Origin of the sequence: Paenibacillus xylaniclasticus (assembly GCF_004001065.1) — a bacterium.
GTDB classification, from domain to species: domain Bacteria; phylum Bacillota; class Bacilli; order Paenibacillales; family Paenibacillaceae; genus Paenibacillus_T; species Paenibacillus_T xylaniclasticus.
Genome location: NZ_BIML01000044.1, coordinates 1 through 17,084 on the forward strand (window position 1 = coordinate 1; position 17,084 = coordinate 17,084).

21 protein-coding genes and 1 pseudogene are annotated in these 17,084 nt (G+C 48.4%); 3 read left to right on the forward strand and 19 right to left on the reverse strand.

Features of this window, described 5'->3' with window-relative positions; all coding sequences use genetic code 11:
* From PXY01_RS20955 to PXY01_RS20985, 7 genes and pseudogenes are all read right to left on the reverse strand, one after another.
* On the reverse strand, positions 1 to 1,449 hold a 1,449-nt coding region (locus PXY01_RS20955), incomplete at its 3' end, for a CotH kinase family protein (protein ID WP_127572924.1).
* Positions 1,450 to 1,461: 12 nt separating this feature from the next.
* The gene (locus PXY01_RS20960; protein ID WP_127572926.1) at positions 1,462 to 2,175 is read right to left on the reverse strand and encodes a DUF4956 domain-containing protein; all 714 of its coding nucleotides are present in this window, start codon (positions 2,173 to 2,175) and stop codon (positions 1,462 to 1,464) included.
* 5 nt (positions 2,176 to 2,180) lie between these two features.
* Positions 2,181 to 2,891 (reverse strand): polyphosphate polymerase domain-containing protein, encoded by a 711-nt coding sequence (locus tag PXY01_RS20965; RefSeq protein ID WP_246028046.1) that lies wholly within the window; start codon positions 2,889 to 2,891, stop codon positions 2,181 to 2,183.
* A gap of 871 nt (positions 2,892 to 3,762) precedes the next feature.
* A pseudogene (locus PXY01_RS22970) lies at positions 3,763 to 3,912 on the reverse strand (TFIIB-type zinc ribbon-containing protein); the annotation flags it as partial.
* Between the two features lie 49 nt (positions 3,913 to 3,961).
* The gene (locus tag PXY01_RS20975) at positions 3,962 to 4,192 is read right to left on the reverse strand and encodes a hypothetical protein (protein ID WP_127572976.1); all 231 of its coding nucleotides are present in this window, start codon (positions 4,190 to 4,192) and stop codon (positions 3,962 to 3,964) included.
* 91 nt (positions 4,193 to 4,283) lie between these two features.
* Positions 4,284 to 4,613, reverse strand: a complete 330-nt coding sequence (locus tag PXY01_RS20980; protein WP_127572930.1) for a hypothetical protein — start codon at positions 4,611 to 4,613, stop codon at positions 4,284 to 4,286.
* Positions 4,614 to 4,705: 92 nt separating this feature from the next.
* Positions 4,706 to 5,275, reverse strand: a complete 570-nt coding sequence (locus PXY01_RS20985; protein ID WP_127572932.1) for a xanthine phosphoribosyltransferase — start codon at positions 5,273 to 5,275, stop codon at positions 4,706 to 4,708.
* Positions 5,276 to 5,464: 189 nt separating this feature from the next.
* On the opposite strand from PXY01_RS20985, the gene PXY01_RS20990 reads away from it, so the two are divergent.
* The gene (locus PXY01_RS20990; RefSeq protein WP_127572934.1) at positions 5,465 to 6,166 is read left to right on the forward strand and encodes a hypothetical protein; all 702 of its coding nucleotides are present in this window, start codon (positions 5,465 to 5,467) and stop codon (positions 6,164 to 6,166) included.
* An 83-nt stretch (positions 6,167 to 6,249) separates the two neighbouring features.
* Positions 6,250 to 7,317: a YkvI family membrane protein gene (locus PXY01_RS20995; protein WP_127572936.1), complete on the forward strand. Its 1,068-nt coding sequence runs from the start codon at positions 6,250 to 6,252 to the stop codon at positions 7,315 to 7,317.
* Between the two features lie 63 nt (positions 7,318 to 7,380).
* Here PXY01_RS20995 and PXY01_RS21000 read toward each other — a convergent pair whose 3' ends face one another.
* Positions 7,381 to 8,529 carry a glycosyltransferase family 4 protein gene (locus PXY01_RS21000; protein WP_127572938.1) on the reverse strand — a complete coding sequence of 383 codons (1,149 nt, stop codon included), beginning with the start codon at positions 8,527 to 8,529 and terminating at the stop codon, positions 7,381 to 7,383.
* 158 nt (positions 8,530 to 8,687) lie between these two features.
* Between PXY01_RS21000 and PXY01_RS21005 the strand changes: the two genes are divergently transcribed.
* Positions 8,688 to 9,887, forward strand: coding sequence for a GGDEF domain-containing protein (locus PXY01_RS21005; protein ID WP_127572940.1), 1,200 nt, complete (start codon positions 8,688 to 8,690; stop codon positions 9,885 to 9,887).
* Between the two features lie 82 nt (positions 9,888 to 9,969).
* On the opposite strand, the gene queC is transcribed toward PXY01_RS21005, so the two are convergent.
* From queC to PXY01_RS21055, 11 genes are all read right to left on the reverse strand, one after another.
* Positions 9,970 to 10,683, reverse strand: a complete 714-nt coding sequence (gene queC / locus PXY01_RS21010; protein WP_127572942.1) for a 7-cyano-7-deazaguanine synthase QueC — start codon at positions 10,681 to 10,683, stop codon at positions 9,970 to 9,972.
* Positions 10,684 to 10,703: 20 nt separating this feature from the next.
* Complete coding sequence (locus PXY01_RS21015) at positions 10,704 to 11,423, reverse strand: 7-carboxy-7-deazaguanine synthase QueE (protein ID WP_127572944.1); 720 nt, start codon at positions 11,421 to 11,423, stop codon at positions 10,704 to 10,706.
* A complete protein-coding gene (queD, locus tag PXY01_RS21020) occupies positions 11,416 to 11,895 on the reverse strand; it encodes a 6-carboxytetrahydropterin synthase QueD (protein WP_127572946.1) in 480 nt (159 codons plus the stop codon). The genes PXY01_RS21015 and queD overlap by 8 nt, the downstream gene beginning before the upstream one ends.
* 129 nt (positions 11,896 to 12,024) lie before the next feature.
* Entirely contained in the window at positions 12,025 to 12,861 is an 837-nt protein-coding gene (locus PXY01_RS21025; protein ID WP_246028044.1) for a PhzF family phenazine biosynthesis protein, read from the reverse strand.
* 49 nt (positions 12,862 to 12,910) lie between these two features.
* On the reverse strand, positions 12,911 to 13,873 hold the full coding sequence (locus PXY01_RS21030; RefSeq protein ID WP_127572948.1) for a DMT family transporter: 963 nt from the start codon (positions 13,871 to 13,873) through the stop codon (positions 12,911 to 12,913).
* Positions 13,874 to 13,896: 23 nt separating this feature from the next.
* Positions 13,897 to 14,352: a GyrI-like domain-containing protein gene (locus PXY01_RS21035; RefSeq protein ID WP_127572950.1), complete on the reverse strand. Its 456-nt coding sequence runs from the start codon at positions 14,350 to 14,352 to the stop codon at positions 13,897 to 13,899.
* Between the two features lie 222 nt (positions 14,353 to 14,574).
* A complete protein-coding gene (gene lepB / locus PXY01_RS21040) occupies positions 14,575 to 15,132 on the reverse strand; it encodes a signal peptidase I (protein WP_127572952.1) in 558 nt (185 codons plus the stop codon).
* A gap of 35 nt (positions 15,133 to 15,167) precedes the next feature.
* Positions 15,168 to 15,821, reverse strand: a complete 654-nt coding sequence (locus tag PXY01_RS21045; RefSeq protein ID WP_127572954.1) for a hypothetical protein — start codon at positions 15,819 to 15,821, stop codon at positions 15,168 to 15,170.
* Between the two features lie 30 nt (positions 15,822 to 15,851).
* On the reverse strand, positions 15,852 to 16,328 hold the full coding sequence (locus PXY01_RS21050; RefSeq protein WP_127572956.1) for a hypothetical protein: 477 nt from the start codon (positions 16,326 to 16,328) through the stop codon (positions 15,852 to 15,854).
* A gap of 117 nt (positions 16,329 to 16,445) precedes the next feature.
* Positions 16,446 to 16,583, reverse strand: a complete 138-nt coding sequence (locus PXY01_RS22470; RefSeq protein WP_164744536.1) for a hypothetical protein — start codon at positions 16,581 to 16,583, stop codon at positions 16,446 to 16,448.
* Between the two features lie 28 nt (positions 16,584 to 16,611).
* Positions 16,612 to 17,061 carry a GNAT family N-acetyltransferase gene (locus PXY01_RS21055; protein ID WP_127572958.1) on the reverse strand — a complete coding sequence of 150 codons (450 nt, stop codon included), beginning with the start codon at positions 17,059 to 17,061 and terminating at the stop codon, positions 16,612 to 16,614.
* Positions 17,062 to 17,084: the final 23 nt, after the last annotated feature.

Genomic DNA, 17,084 nt, shown 5'->3' on the forward strand with positions numbered 1-17,084 from the left:
ATCCGGCATTGCTGGCGCTGCGCCTCCCGGCATTCCTTGACCTGTCTGCCCGCCTTCCGGCAGGACAGCATTATTTTGCCCATTTGCCGCCATGTTGTTGTTGAATCCTCCTCTTCCGCCTCTTCCTCCAAAGCCTCCTCCTCTGCCTCCGAAGCCGCCGCCATTGCCGGAACCGTCGCCTGCCGAAGCGATCGTGCCATTCAATTGTCCGGTCACATTCGCAACGCGCTGCGAAGTAAAGGTGAGTAGCGACTGCACACCTTGCTCGTACTGCTCATACGTATAGAACGCGCTTGGATCGGCTTTTACATAGGATGAGATCATATCAGTCAGCTGCTTCACCCGAGCCTCAAACAGATCATCCTGCAAATAGTTATCCAGCATACTCTGAATGATCTCATGATAACGGTTCTTATAGGTTTCATTGCTTAGCAGCTTATCGACCAATGGTCTTTCGGATACTGCACCGTCGGTCGGTTCGTCAATCATATAGGACGTACTGCTGCCGAATCCGCCCAGCGCCATGTTGTAATCCCAAGGAAGTATAGAGAAAATACCGTTGTTCTCATACAAATAATAATTTTGCTTATTGCCGCCGATGTAGCTGTCCGTATTTACAGTCACCGCATTCAACGCAATATAACCGAGTGCATGTTCAATATTGAGCACGCTCTCATAGTCGGTTCCGTTGTTCAGCTCCTTGATCATGTCAATCAACACGTCGCCGTTCGACTTCTCCGACTTGCGGGACAGTCCAGGGTAGTCCGACTCCTTGTCGCCCTTATACATCAAATCACTGCCATTGCCCATGATGCCCTTATACAAGGCACCATAAGAATTGCCGAAATGTCGCTCCAAGTACGATTCGCCTATTTGCTCTACCGCAAGGTAGAACCCTTTCAGCTCTCCGTTCACATACACGTTGACATAGGAATATTTCGGTGTTGGCAATCCCATCATTTCCGCAAGCTCATACGTAAGAAACTCGCGCATATAGGTCGCATCGCTGTAGTTGTTGTTTAGATTAATTTTGGTCAAACCCATCAAGGTCTGGCTCGATATATACTCATCGAACGACAGCTTGAGGCTGTACCGTTCCGAATCCGACATACCAACAACCGCACGCAGCGATAAATTACCTTTGGTCCGAATGCCGACATTGTCCAGCTTGATCCCGTTGTATTCGACAGTGGCCGATTTAAACTCCTCTGCCGCTGCATTGTCCATCATACTTTGAAAATCATCTGGATCGATTGTAATTTTGACATCGACGACTTTATCTTTCACGAATACGTATTGATCTAGAAGTTCGGTATTAGCCGCAACCGAGTATCCGCCCGAAACCGCGGAAGGCCCGGAGTCCCCTTCCCATGTATCAAGCACAATTCCGACGATTAACGCAAGAATGACGCAGATGACGAGAATAGGGACGGCGGATTTCGATCTCATGAGCCCACCTGATTAAGACACATAATCGCCGCTGTAGCTGATGAGAACCGCATTGCGAACGCCACGAAGCCCTGAGATCGCATTGACGAAGCTGCCCTCTTTATCCTTCAGACGGACTTCTAGCGTCAATTCGATGTTGCCCGGCGTTACCGATTTTTGCTTCACGTTGAACCGTTTAACAGCGGCATGGACTTGTTGGAGCAACTGCTGCTCGCTGTCATCGCCGTCGCAATTCACAACAAGGAGGTAGGGTGTTTCGTATGTTGCTTTTTTCATGAATACGAATAGGACAATACCGACGATCACCGAGCCTGCAATGGCCAGCGAATAGAAGCCAGCGCCTGTTACGATACCTGCCGCCGCCGCCCAGAAGAGAAAGATCAAGTCCGTTGGGTCCTTGATCGGAGTCCGGAACCGAACGATACTAAGCGCACCGACCATACCGAGCGACAGGACAAGGTTTGAGTTAATCGCAATAATGACCATAGCCGTAACAAGCGTCATGCCAATCAGCGAAATATTAAAGCTCTTCGAATACAGCACGCCGCTGAATACCCGTTTATACAGCAAATAAATAAAGAACCCGATTAAGAAAGCGATTGCCATCGTAATGACGATTTTGGATAAATCGATGTCGTTGACGAAATTTTTGACGACCGAATCTTTAATAATATCGGTAAACGTATTCGTCTCGGCCTCCGCGGCCGCATTTGTTTTGGTTTCCATAACGATTATTGGTCCTCCCATTCATTCAATTTCAAAAATTTACGGCATATCACATACTTGGAAGCAGATTGCCGAATTAGACCGTCCATTTGGACAGCATCCCGAATATGATAAGGAAGAAATTCATCAAATTTCACTTCGAGAATCACCAGATTATCATTGATCGCATTCACCGTAGGAAGATTCGGATTGAATAAATCGGTTGAATATAAGCCCGTTCGAAGCTGCATATCAAACGTTATTCGTACGTTGCCGTGCACGTTGACGAATGGCTCACGAAAATAATCGACGATCACTTTCGGCTTCAGCAGCCTCTGCGTCATTTCGTGATATAGTTCCATCCGCATCGCGTCCTCGGGTACATACAGCGGAGACGGATCTCCGCCGATAATGATATCCGCTTCCCGCCGCGTAAGTGAAACTTTACGTTTGGCGATATATTCATCTCTCTTAATCTTCTTCTCAAAATGGATCGTTTGGTCTCCCAAGTTATAGATCCGTATCCGATATTTATATCGATTACGCACACCGCCCTGCTTTTCAGCCAGCGCCTTGTTCTCTATATCGTCGAAATAGAGGCTGCGAATATGATATTTGCCGGAGGGTACCGCATGCTTGTCCCGTTCCATAAAGCTTCCAAGCCGCTGACGGAGGATTAAGTATTGATGATAGTTAATATAAAACTTCAGCTCCTGCCGGAATTTCAGCGGCGGCATCGCCTGGGGAGCAAGTACACGCTGGCGTAGAGGCTCAGCATGCTGGATCGCTTGCATTGGAATGCCAGTAACTGATTCATATTGCTGTAATTGCTCAATTGGCTTCATCTTGTCACCTCGATTCTGACGGTAATGAAGCTCATTATAGTAGAGCATCTTGAATGTACTCTTACCGCTAGCTGAATAAACGCTGAAAAATTTACAATCCGTTAATATTACTCTAAAGTACCTGCTTCATAATCTGATACCAAACGATAAATCAAACCTATTCCAACGCCCTATAGGAATCACTTTCCTGCACTTTATGCATTCATTGCACCATGAAACTTCCAACTATGTACTAAACCTTGTACAGCGTGCATCCTTTTCTTTCGTCTAACCTCACTGAACCCGAAACGAAAAAAGGTTGTGCAGAAAACAGGTTTACTGTTTTCCGCACAACCTTAAATTAGAACTTATTAGACAGCCTCACCAATTAATCAAACAAATCGCCCAGCAGATCGAGTACCGATTTCTTCTTATATGGATACCCGTAGCCGTACTTCTGTTGCCCGTAGCTGCCATAGCTTGCATGCCCTCTATGGCCGCTATGCCCATTGCCGTAACCCGATTGATGCTGCTGTGAGCCATAAGTACCATACGGAGGCTGCTGCTGAGAACCGTAATTGCCGCTGGCAGGCTGCCGCGAATCATATGAACCAGACTGTGGACTACCATAACCGTATGAGCCATGCTGCGAAGAACCGTAGCTTTGCGTCTGCTGTGCTGCATTCGGCGTCGAATGGCCGCCCTGAGACTGAGCTCCGCCATTATTACGCAGCTGATCAAGGTAGCTGCCAGGCGCCGGACTTCCGGCACCGTAGCCATTCACCTCGCTGTGTGCTTCCCTCACACCCTGCATGAGCTTATCCAGCTCGCCCCGGTCCAGCCAAACCCCTTTGCAATCCGGACATACGTCGATCGTGACGCCTTCTTTCACCACTTCGCGCATTCGAACGTTATCACATACTGGACATTTCATCAAATCTGCCTCCCGAAGCTAAATTCCGTTCATAGAGTACGCTTCCGAGCTAATCGTCCCCTTTAAGAACATCCGGCTCACCGCGTTCATCAGCCGCTCGTTCGAGAACATAATCCCGGCTTAGTTTAACAACGCGTTTATTCACTTTACGAAGGACCAGACCCTTGTCATCCCATGCGACAACAATGCCATAAACGTCGTTAGCGGGTATCGCATCGCGTACAATTCGTACCGGCTCACCAGATTGCCGGAAAGCATCCAGCTGCTCTTCTGTTATCATCAATATTCCCACTCCTATAAGAAAAACCTCCTATGCCCGAAGGACATAAAGCGGAGGTCTCTTGTTGTATCCATTATGAGGCACTAGTCCATCAACCGATCCTGTCAACATGCTCCTTGGAGCCGTTCGTTTCATACCATTCATCCAGAACGCGGGAAGACATGACGCGATTCGAAATATATTCCTTCTGATGATCAAGAAATTGATCACGCCACTCGTGGCCCAGCTCTTCTGCAAGCTTTACAATTGTAAGCAACTCAGACCATGCAACGTATCTCTTGTACCAGAAAAATTGCGGATGCTCAACCATATATGGATAGAGATCATCAAATTCCGTATGCTTGCAGTCTAAAGCCCGTTCAAAATGTGTCTTCGCATCGGTTATCTTCTTAATCATAAACTCGTTCGTCACTTGCTCCATATACTAGTGCCTCCCCTCGACCTGTTACGATCATTATAAGCGATAAAATGTTGTCCGAAAAGAGTCTCGTATTTGGAACCTCTCGCTATATCCTACTCAAATGTAATCGAACCGTTCTCCAGAGAAGAGATACGTACTAGCGATTCTACGCGATAACCTTGCTCTCGCAAAGCCTTCGCGCCCGCTTGGAACGTCTTCTCGACGACGATGCCGATGCCGGCCAATTCCGCTCCGGAGCGCTCGATAATTTTGACCAAACCGCGCGCAGCGTCTCCATTCGCAATAATATCATCTACGAACAGAATTCGATCGGTATCACTCAATAGCTGGCGTGAGACGAGCAAATCCGTGACAATCCCTTTGGTAAACGACGGAACTCGCTCCACGTAAGCATCTGGATCAGCTATAAGCGTCTTCTTCCTTCTTGCAAAGACGAGTGGCACTCCTAGCTCATGTGCTGTCGCAAACGCAACCGGAATACCGGACGATTCAACCGTTATTACCTTCGTAATATTCGATTCGGCATATAGCCGTGCGAATTCTTTGCCCATCTCCATCGTCAGAACTGGATCGACTTGATGATTTAGAATCGTGTCCAGCTTCAGGACGTCCGTCGACATAACCGATGCATCCTCAAGGATGCGTTGTTTTAATTTATCCATTGTGTTACCCCTCCACCGAAAAACCTTTTCCGATAACTTACCATACGACATATGCTCGATGCAACCGTTTCACGAACGTTTCTTCTCGTTCAGCGTAACCTTTAGGCCTGTTCATTCGTCTAAATAGATAGACATCCATTTCCAATAATGTTGTATTTATAGAATACTGAAATACGGAGGATAAATTTCATGGTATCCCAGAGAAACAAGGCATCCCGCCTGACGATCTCATCGCATGCTCGTATTGCGGCGACCGTTGTCCTCGCTACAGTCTTGTCAGGCTGTTCCTTATTTCATGACAAGTCCGATCAAGAAGTTCGGATTACGGGTAACGACCCGCTGAACTCGAATCAGATGATAAAGTCAAACCAAGGACCGGCCAACCACCAAAGCGAGCATCCGGAAGCTTCTCCGATCTTGAACTCAGCAGCAGATGAGTCGAAGGAAACGACAAACGCCTCCAATACGACAAGCTCGAAGCCGAAGACACAAGAATCGAAATGGGACAAATCCAAACCGACGCTCGCAGGCGTTGCGCTTGGCACCTCTAAGGACAGCGTTAAGAAGAAGAATGGCGACCCTCTCGATACATTCGTTCAGAAGAATAAGGACGATTCGATCGAAATTTTCGAATATGACGGCTATTCGATCGGCTTCGGATCTGCAGCCCAAGGGGCAATATTTATCGAGGTATACGACAAGAAGCTAGACCCCGGTTTAGCAGGTCTTCATGTTGGAGATAAGGAGGATCAAGCGGTCAAAGCACTAGGGAAGCCTGCTTCCCAGACGCCTTATCTACTCTCATACGAGACAAAGTCCGGATTGTTGAAGCTCGACCTCGATCCCGACAGCCACGAGATTATGACGATGAAGCTGTTCTCGCAATCGTAGCTTACCGCATAAAAGCAGTCATGCCTGTCCTCTGTTAAACATACGTTGTCTTATAAGGGCTTCGTGAACGGAGGACAAGGACTATGTGGAAACGATACGGTGCGGTAATCCAGATTGCTTTTACCTACATGGGCACGGTCGTCGGAGCAGGCTTCGCGACCGGACAAGAGATCTTGCAGTTTTTTACCCGATTCGGATATTGGGGTTCCTTGACGATCGCATTATCGACTTTTCTGTTCATCTGGCTTGGCGCGAAGATGATGATCATCAGCTCCGACATACAAGCCGGCTCATATGAAGACTTGAATAAGACATTGTTCGGTGAACGGTTCGGAAGCTGGATCAGCATGTTTATGATGCTGATCCTATTGGGTGTAACCGCCGTCATGCTTGCCGGAGCCGGCTCAATATTCGAGGAGAATTGGAATTTCTCCTATCAGTCAGGTCTTCTCATTACGATCGCAGGCTGCATTATTCTCCTTCGCAAAGGAATGAGTGCCATTCTGGCCGTTAACAGCATCGTCGTTCCGATGATGCTGCTGTTCACCGGTATCGTCATATACGATACGTTTACCACCCCAGAATCCAACCGCTGGCTGACGCTGACGACCGACCAATCGACATTCGCTGCTTGGACCGCGCCTTTCTTGTACGCTGCATTCAATCTGTCCATGTCTCAAGCGGTGCTCGTTCCGTTAGGCTCATCCATCCGTGATAAATCCATGATCAAAGCAGGAGCCTGGATTGGGGGCATCGGCATTGGATTCATGCTGTTAGCCGGCCATATTGCGCTATCTACCCATATGCCCGGCATTCAACAATTTGCAATTCCGATGGGCGGCATCGCCCGGCAGCTCGGTCAAACGGCGCAGTGGATCTATATTTTTCTAATCTTTGCCGAAATTTTTACAACCCTTATCGCCGACATATACGGTCTGACGCTCCAAATACGCCAGCGAGTGAAATGGTCACCCCAACTTATTACGATAGGCATTCTAACCTTCTGTTATTCCGCTGGCCAGATTGGATTCGGACCGTTGCTATCGACTTTATATCCTATATTCGGCATTATAAGCTTAGGATGGCTTATCCTTATGATCCGACACCGCAATACAGTTACCCACCCTAGAGACGAAAGAAAGCCTAGATAGAATGAATAATGGTCGAACAGATCAGACGCAGCTGATCTGCTCGACCATTTTCATTAGAAAACTTTACTCTTCAACTTCTTCCTGCGGCGTACCATTCAATCCGACATATACTTCCTTCAATTGATGTACAACCCGTGTTAACGAGTATACACGCTTTGCTTTATCCCATGCCGCTCGAGCCAGTTCATAACGGTAGCTCGGATCGACGATCGTCTTCTCCATCGCCTCAGCCAGCGCATCAACGTCCTCCGGCGGAACGAGCAAGCCATTCACTTCGTTCTCGATCTGCTCAGCAATACCGCCGACATTCGTACCGACGAGTGCCAACAAGCAGAGTGCCGCCTCAGCGAATACCGAACCGAATGACTCGGCACGAGAAGGCAGAACGAAGACGTCAAAAAACGGCATAAACTCTTCCGGATGAAGCATATAGCCGTAAAAAATTATGTCATCATATAAGTCCAGCTGGACGGCGAGCTGCTCCAACTCCGAACGGATTGGACCGTCACCGATAATATGAAGCACGAACGGCAATCCCTGCTGCTTCAGCTTCGCGCATGCATGCAGCAGCACATCAAGCCCTTTGGCCGGGACGAGCCGGCAGACGGTAATAAACTGCGTGACCTGATTATCATGCGCAATTGGTCGGAACCGCTTCTCATCAAAGCCATTCGGTATGACGATAATATTATCAGGCGCAGACAGATAAGGCGCCAAATATTGCCGGAACGACTCGGATACGGTAAGAAGCTTGTCAGTCTTCTGCTCCAGCTCCCGATAGATAGAAGTAAGAAATTGATGCTCTACACTGCCTTCTTGAATGCGGCCGTTCAGAATCAGCTCCCGCTCGTAGCTGGAATGAATCGTCATGACAAGCGGCGTATCGGGGAAGAGCTGCTTCATCACAAGCGCAGCAATCGGATGATGCGCATGGATAACATCATAGCGACGTTTAATGCGCATACGCGTCCACCACAAATAATCGCGGTAAGTCTGCAAATATTTATCTACGATCGGGCTGCCCGCGAACTGATGAACATCGAACGTTTCGAATGTAACGGTTTCCTGTCCTTTATTTCGCACCCGTTTCGGAAGCGAGAACAGCTCCATCGTCCAACCTGCGCGATTAAACCGTTCCTGAATGTAAGGAACCATCGACGATACGCCCCCCGGCTGCTCCGGTGGGAAAAACAATGCTTGTAAAATATTCAAGGCTTCCGCCTCCTAATCGATGTATGTACAACGAACAGTCGACACCAATCGACTTTCGTCTCTAGGCGGTTCGCTTTAAAAATGATATACTAGAACATATGTTTCTGTAAAGTTTCTCTCATGTTGTGTAATTCTACTATATTGGTGGTATGCCGCATATGTCGATTATTACTTGGCTTACCGGTTCGACCGGTATTATTCTATCGTCAGCCTGCATCATGGTCATCATTGTACTCATGCTTTACATGTCAGCTAAGCTTCACCAGAGCTATCGAAGCCATAAAGTATATGGCTGGCTGATTGGTGGATTATTATTAGCTGGCACTCAATTCGGCATACGAATGATCCTGACCACCCCAGAGTACGCTAATTTACCGTGGCCGCATTTGGTCGCCGCTATATTACAAATCGTCTCGTTTATTATTATAAACTTTGTTTTCATTAAATTGTATACCCGGCCATCCGGAAGTTTAATGGGCTGGGCCTTCCTGTCGATGCTGATCGCACCATTTGCACTGACCGCTATTCAATTATACTTGGATGGTACGCTGTTGGAGAAGCCAGTGGACGGCAGCAGCGTTCAAGTGCTGACGCTTGACTTTTATTCGTTGATTATTAACTTCCTTATACTTGTTGATACGCGAGGCATACAGCTCAATCGCAAATTCGTAATCAGTATGGTGATCTATTTCTTCTATCAGCTGGTTGCCGTATCGGACAGTTATGTATTCCACGGCGAGGTGCCGACGCTGGTGCTGCTGAAGTTTTTTGTTCCGCTTATCTATTTTACGCTGCTGTTCTTAATGCTGTTCGAGTGGGTCATTGAACGGATGCTCGACATTCATCAATCCTCCATCACAGATGGATTAACGAGATTGTATAATCGCAAGTTTTTTTATTCCCGGTGCGAGAAGTGGCTTCGTGAGCACGGCTCTATATCGATTATCTTCTGCGATATCGACAACTTTAAGAAGCTTAACGATACGCAAGGACATCATGCTGCAGATGTCGTCTTGAAGAAGGTTGCCGAGATTATTAAGGAAGAATCGAACAGCATCGGGGCAGCCGGCCGTTATGGCGGTGAAGAGCTGCTTGCTGTTATACGCGGTAATGTCAAAGCCAAAGCCGATGAAATAGCCGAGACGATCCGGCGCCGTGTCGAGACAGAGACGATTGTAACCGTAAGCGTCGGCGTTAGTAAATCATCATCAGGCCAGACCGTTCAAGAAGTTATTAAAGAAGCCGACGAAGCAATGTACGTCTCCAAGACGACAGGCAAAAACAAAGTAACCGTCGTCCCGAAATCCAAGTCAGCATCCTCCAGATCCCGCCGTTCGAAGGCAGCAAGCGAGGCTTAGCACTTCATACAATGATTAATAACCACAACAGGCTGCTCGTGACGCACTTATGATGCGTACGAACAGCCTGTTTTCATAAAAATTAACGCGTGCGATAAGGAATCGGGTCCGTGTAGCCAGCTTCCTTGAAGCCCTTCAGACGAAGCTTACAGCTATCGCATTCACCGCATGCTTCTTCTTCTCCATTGTAGCAGCTCGTGGTCAGCTCGTATGGCACGCCCATCCGAACGCCTTCTCTTACAATATCTGCTTTCGTAAGCGTAAGCAGAGGCGTCTCGATCGAGATCGGCTTTCCTTCTACTCCTACTTTCGTCGCCAGCGCCATTACTTCTTCAACCTTAGCGATAAACTCTGGGCGGCAGTCCGGGTACCCGCTGTAGTCAAGTGCGTTCACACCGATATAGATTGCTTCCGCACCTACTGCTTCCGCATAGGAGGTTGCGATTGCAAGGAACATGAAGTTACGTCCCGGCACATAAGTAACCGGTATTTCGATCGCCGCCTGCTCCGCATCCTTCTGCTCGATTCCGGTTCCTGTCGGCACCTTAATCGCATGGTCGGTCAGCGCGTTACCTCCGATACCACGGAGAAAATCAAGCTTTATCACCTTATAACGGTTCTCCACTCCATAATGAACCGCTACTTGATGCGACTTGTCCAGCTCGATCCGATGCCGCTGTCCATAATCGAAGGTGATCGGGTACAGCTCATAGCCTGCTTCTTGAGCGAACCCCATACAAGTTGTACTGTCTAATCCGCCGCTTAGTATGATAACGGCTTTCTTCGTATTACTCATGGCGAATCCCACCCTTTTAATCAGACGCCGCGCTTAGCCGGGTCCCATATTATCTTATGCAGCTGCATATTCAGCTTCACATCGGACAAGCCAGCCGCCAGCATACGTTCCACCAGTCTAGCCGGAGCCATCGTCTCCCATACTGGCGAGAACATCGGCGTTGCCTTCGTCGGATACTTCTGAAGCGTCTCAACGGCAGCATCAAAATCCCGATCGGTTGCAATGACAAATTTCACCTCGTCCTGCGACCGCAGCAAGGCGAAATTGTTCACGTCCATCTTATCGTTCTCACCGGAGTCTGGCAGCTTATAATCCATAACGTACCGGACGTTAGGCAGCGTCACAGCTTCCAAGAACGGTGCAAGACCGATTGCTCCATTCGTCTCGACGTGTACATCCACAATACCTTCAATCTCTGCCAACTCTTTCAGAAGCAGTACTGAGCGTTCACCATACAACAGCGGTTCACCGCCAGTAAAGCAAATATGTTTCGATTTGTACATTTGTACCTGCTGTACGATATCTCGAATCGACATCGTAAATTCAGCATGCGCTGGCGGATAGCTATATGTCGTATCGCACCAGGTACACCTTAAGTTGCAGCCAAACAAACGAACAAAAACGGTCGGAAACCCGGCACGCGTGCCTTCGCCTTCGACCGTTTCGAAGATTTCGACCATCGGGAGCTTCGTATCCAGCGGATTACGCGCTTCAGAGAGGGTCGCTGCACTTCTATTCATCACTGGAGGCCTCCATCAATTGACGAGTAATCGCGGCGAAGCTAGTCGGCGTCTCCCAAAGTTTAATTTCCTCTACCCGAATGTTCGGATAAAGTCCTTCCTCCACAAGCGCCTCATGAACTTGCTCGTACATCCAGACCACCATGTTCTCAGCTGTAGTATTCATGGGGGGGAGTACTTCATTCAAATATTTATGGTCAAGCGGGTCGATAATACGTTTCTTCGCAATACGTTTCATATCGGAGAAATCGATACTAATGCCTCTCTCGTCCGGCACTCCGGACAATATAAGCTGCACCTTGTACGTATGCCCATGCAAATTTTTGCATTTGCCTTCATATTGATGCAAGTGGTGAGCGCTGTCGAACGTAAACTCCTTAGACAGCAGCACTCTTCGATTATGGTATCGCAGCTGATGAGCCTGAATGTGCTCACCGAACACCTGCACGTTTCTCGGAATCTCGTAACTCATTACAGCACCTCATTGTTCACAATATGACTATTATAGCACGGGGATCCTGACCCCTACAATGACACATAACAGACATACTGGATCGATGAATGCGCACTCGTGACTTTCATCGTCGTCCGGCAGTGACGTCTAGGTCGTTAACTTTCCTGTCAGGACCGTAACCGCCCTGCCCATTAGCTTCACTCGATCTCCCTCAAGGCAAACCGTCAGATGCCCGCCACGGCGGGAAGCTTGATATGCCTTAAGCTCAGTTTTGCGCAGTCTTTTAGCCCAATAGGGTGCGAGCGCACAGTGTGCGGAGCCCGTAACCGGGTCCTCATTGATGCCGATAGCCGGATAGAAGCAACGAGACACGAAATCAAATTCCAATTCATTCTCAGAACAACTCTTACTTGTCACAATAACTCCTCTCGCATCTAAACTGCGAATAATAGCAAGGTCAGGTTGTAGTTCACGTACCGTTACTTCACTGTCCGCTTCGACCAAATAGTCAAGGCGGTTACGTCCAGTAAAACGCGGAATAAAACCAAGCGCCTCGATGAGCGGCGCCGGCAATTGTGCAGGAACAACCGTCTCCGCAGGAAAGTCCAGTTGAATCTGCTCACCATGGCGAGATGCTTTCATAACACCGCTCTTCGTCTCGAATGCCGCCTCATCTTGAATGGCCAGTCTTCCCGTTTCCCACAATATATGAGCGGCAGCCAGCGTCGCATGCCCACACAAATCAACTTCCTCCTCCGGCGTAAACCAACGCAGCTCAAACCTCCTTGCATCTAATGGCCGTATGAACGCCGTTTCTGACAAATTCATTTCCGCTCCTACCTGCTGCATCCAATCTGAAGAGGCGGGCTGCTCTAACCAACATACGGCAGCAGGATTGCCAGTAAACGGCGACGACGCGAAAGCATCGACGATCCAGAGCGGTACGCTATCTGCTGCACGGATGCTCGATTCAACTTTACTCAACGCACCGATCCTCCTTATCGACTAATTAAGAATGAATAATACGGCCCGGTCAATGCGCCGCTGCCTGGTTGACCTCCACCGTAATCTTCTTCGAAAGCTTACGATTAACAAGAATGATGCCCATACTTACTGACGTTAAAGATGCGATTACGGCGATTCCGATCGTTTCGTTTAAAAATATGGAGGATAGAATGACACCGAATACCGGTGTCAAGAACAGAAACGACGCTGTTGAGCCGACGGAATTATATTTCATGACGTAGTTCCATAACACAAATCCAGCTGATGAGATAACGGCGGCATATAGAAGCAGCCATAAAGCGGCTGCAGTCCAATGAAACGGCGACCAGCCAGCAACGGAGCCTCCCAGCGCGATAAGAATCAAACCACCGAAGAGCATTTGGTAACTGTTCACATAGGTAACCGGCAGGTTTGCGACTGCTTTCTTCGATATCAAATTACCGAGTCCCGCACAGAAAGCCGATGCGAGTAGAAGCAGTTCGCCAAATCCGAACGCATGGCTCCATCCCTCCTCCATTCCTCTTGGAAGCGCAAGCATAAGCAGACCCAACAATCCGAGCAGCAGGCCAGCCATTTTGTGTCGCGTCAGCCGGTCAGCCGGGTCGGTTAAATGCGCCAGAATAATGGAGAAGAACGATATGGTCCCCGCTATAACGGCACCGAATACTCCTGAGCTATGTGCCATGCCACTGTAAAAGAACACGTATTGAAGCACCGTTTGAACCATTCCGAGCCTTACGATTGTGCCCATAGAGCCGTCCCGGTAACGTAATGGCTCCTTCACCACGATCATAAATAAAAAAATGAGCAATCCAGCAAGCGTAAAACGGTATCCGGCGAACAAAAATTGCTCGAACCAATCCGTTCCATCGATGCCGAGTTCCTCATAGCTTCGTTTGAGCGTCGGATATGCGCTTCCCCACAGCATCGTCGACCCAACGGAGCCGGTCGCGATGCCTGCAGGGTGAGTAAAAAAACGTTTGGCGTTCATGGATATGACCCTTCTATCGACTATTATTCAATGTCGGATAACGGAATGAGCAAATCAACCGTTACTTCCTCCAAGTGTTCATCCACGTAAAAGATTTCGAGAGAGACCGCATTGTCCTGCTTGTTAAGATGACGTTCCGTCATCCATGTCTTCAACTGCTCATAGCCTTCGCCGATTCGATTGTTCGTACAGGTTACCATAGCATACTTCCGTTCCGGAATCGTAAATTGTACCATTCCATTAGGAACAGACTTCAGATGCGGAACCTCATAACACGCCCAATAGGTTGCGAACACTTCATTACCGAAATAAGGACAGTATAGTGCGGAGGATAACTCGGATCCGTTCAGTTCATGTCGTCTGGCGAGAAATTCTCCCTGCAATCGAATGCATTCATCCGCAAACGTCGAATAGGGACCACAGTAACTCATCCCAACCAGATGGATAGCAGGCTTTGCAATAATGAAGCAATTATCCAAGGCGCACTCCTCCTCGCGTTCAGAATTGGCGTGTACCGGCTGCCTCTAATCGAAGCCGTGTCCTTAGTGTACCATGTAATCAACGCACTAGGGTATACGATTGTTTCGACAAGAGCGACCTTTACAACAAATTTGTATAAGAGGCACGACGAAAGGTTGCCCTAATCCGTTAATTTTATACAAGTAATCGCAAAGCCTAAGCTGGTCGAGGCATGAGCTCCTCTAGGAAGAAATCGCTCCAAACTTACTTAGAGGCCAGATCCGAAACAATACTCTACCCTCGATATCGGAGTATGGAACAGCGCCAAAGGCGCGGCTGTCCTCGCTTCGCTCGCGGTTATCACCCATTACGAACACATGATTCGAAGGGACAGTATAAGGTGTCACTAGACCGTTCGGGAAAGACTGTCCTTTCACATAAGGCTCGTCAAGCTTGTTCCCGTTCACATAGACGAATCCGTCACGAAACTCAACGGTCTCGCCTGGCAACGCGATTACACGTTTCACTAGATTCCGCTGCTCGGCCTTGTCCTTAATAATGACGATCTGCCCCCGTTTCGGTGATGTGAAGTGGTACGATAATTTGTCTTCGAATAGACGTTGGCCTTCAACAAGTGTATTTTGCATAGAAATGTTAAATACTTGTACTTGCGCGAATGCGTAATTCTGGATGAGCATTGATACAATAACAGCTATCGCAATGGCTAACAGCCATTCTCTAAGCTCCTTGAAACGTCTTGCACTCTTAGGCTTCGTCTCCACCTGCGTCTTCGTTTCCATCGGCTATTCACTCTCCAATAAGCAAGTTAATGGTATCATCTGACATTCTCATTCCTCTTGAGCCAGAGTGCCGGCCAAACAAACCGGCATACAATAAATCCGCTTACCGACAAGCCTGCCATCATCAAATAAGTTAACGTAAACGTACTGCTGAAGCTCGTGAAGCCATGAAGCATTAGAAAAGCTTGAATAGGGAGCATCGGCACAATAAGCATCAAGCTAGCATGCCGAGTGGTCTCGTCATACTTCTGCCTGCGAACGGGCGATCTTAAGACGGGAAACCAAAGTCCGATTGTCGTAAGAATACAAACGATTAGCCATACGAAGAGAACTGCACGACTTACAGAGCTGTCATAGGCAAAATGGCAGCCGACAGCCATGCATATGGCGATAAGAATCAGAAAAATCGAATGAAGCATCCTCCTCTGCTGCCAAGACAGATGACACAGCGTCAAAGACAATTCAACCATCAAGGTCGGAAGAAGCGCTAATGCTGCATACGCCGTTAACCGCATATCCGCACCTACCGCATAATCCAGAAATCCAATTGTAACCAAATAACCAGCCGTCCACCGATTCGGAGCAGCGTGACGATCCGAAATCATGACTAAACCAGCTGTTAACCAATGAGCAATCGCGATCCAAACCAGCAGCGGCTCCTCCTTGCTTGTGCATGAATGACTATTCACGTAGGGTGGGTTCTATCTATAGAATAACTCCTACGTTGTCTGAAAGTCTAGGCGACCGTTGTACTGAGCCGGGACCGACCATACGGCATACCCGTTATCCATAATCTCAAGACCATTCAGCTGCTGACCATATGCGCAGCCTCCGTCAATCCCGATTTTATCACCGCCAAACCATACCAAAGGGTTGCCATGAAGCTCAGCAGTCCTGGTATGCCCGAATACAACTTTAGCAGAAAGTCCGGTGCTTCGGCTCCAGAACGGTTCCTTCACATACATGAATTCACGTTCCGGCTGCTCCTTCCAATTGCGGCCGTAATCTGGGTGAATACCTGCATGGACAAAAATATGTCTCTCATCTTCAGCATATAAGGGCAGGTCGCGAAGGAATAATATGTGGGTATCGTATCGATCATGAAGCAACTGACGAAAACGCATCACAGTCTGCTCAACCGGCTCGTCTCCCGCTAACTTTCCACTTTCGCCGAAGTAACTGGATACCGTCTCCATCCCGCCATGAGCGATAAACTTTTGTACCGTCTCATCGTCTCCGTGAAAGGCGCGCTCTCTTGGCTACAACTCCTTGAAGCTGGAGACAGGTGAGGAACAGCCTGAAGCGATTCGATTTTATACGAAGCAGGGGTTCCGTCGCATTGACTGCTTCTCAGCAGGATAACACTCATACAAATACTGATCCAGCTTGGCGATCAGCTTGAGCAGCTCCTTGTTATGGGCCGTAACCTCGCGAACTTGAATTCTGCTCATTTCCATCCGCCTCTCCTAATCGCATCCATTACAACCGAATATCGAAACCTGTTTTATACCCTTTCACAAACCCCGCACCCTCATAAAACTTGTGAACTCCCTCTTCCTTAGAGGAAGTCATCAGCATTACTTTGTAACAGCCCCGATCACGTGCGGACTCGATTGCCGCTTGAAGCACAGCATGCCCATAACCAAGCCTGCGGCGGTCCGATCGCGTCACGACATTCTCAATTAAGGCATAAGGTCGAGCCGCGCGTGTTAAATTGTCGACCAGAACGAGCGTACAAGAAGCTGCCAACTCACCGTCTTCATCGACAACCCATATTTGCATATCCGGATTGGCGAGCATCCGTTCCCACTGTGCGTTCAGACGTGCTCCGCGTTCAACTGGCGCATCGTCTGGTTGTAAGTGGGTATAGAGCTCAAGCAGCTGCTCCAATTCATGATCGTAAACTTGTCTAATCGTAACGTTAGCCATACTCATCCCCCGATATACCTGAC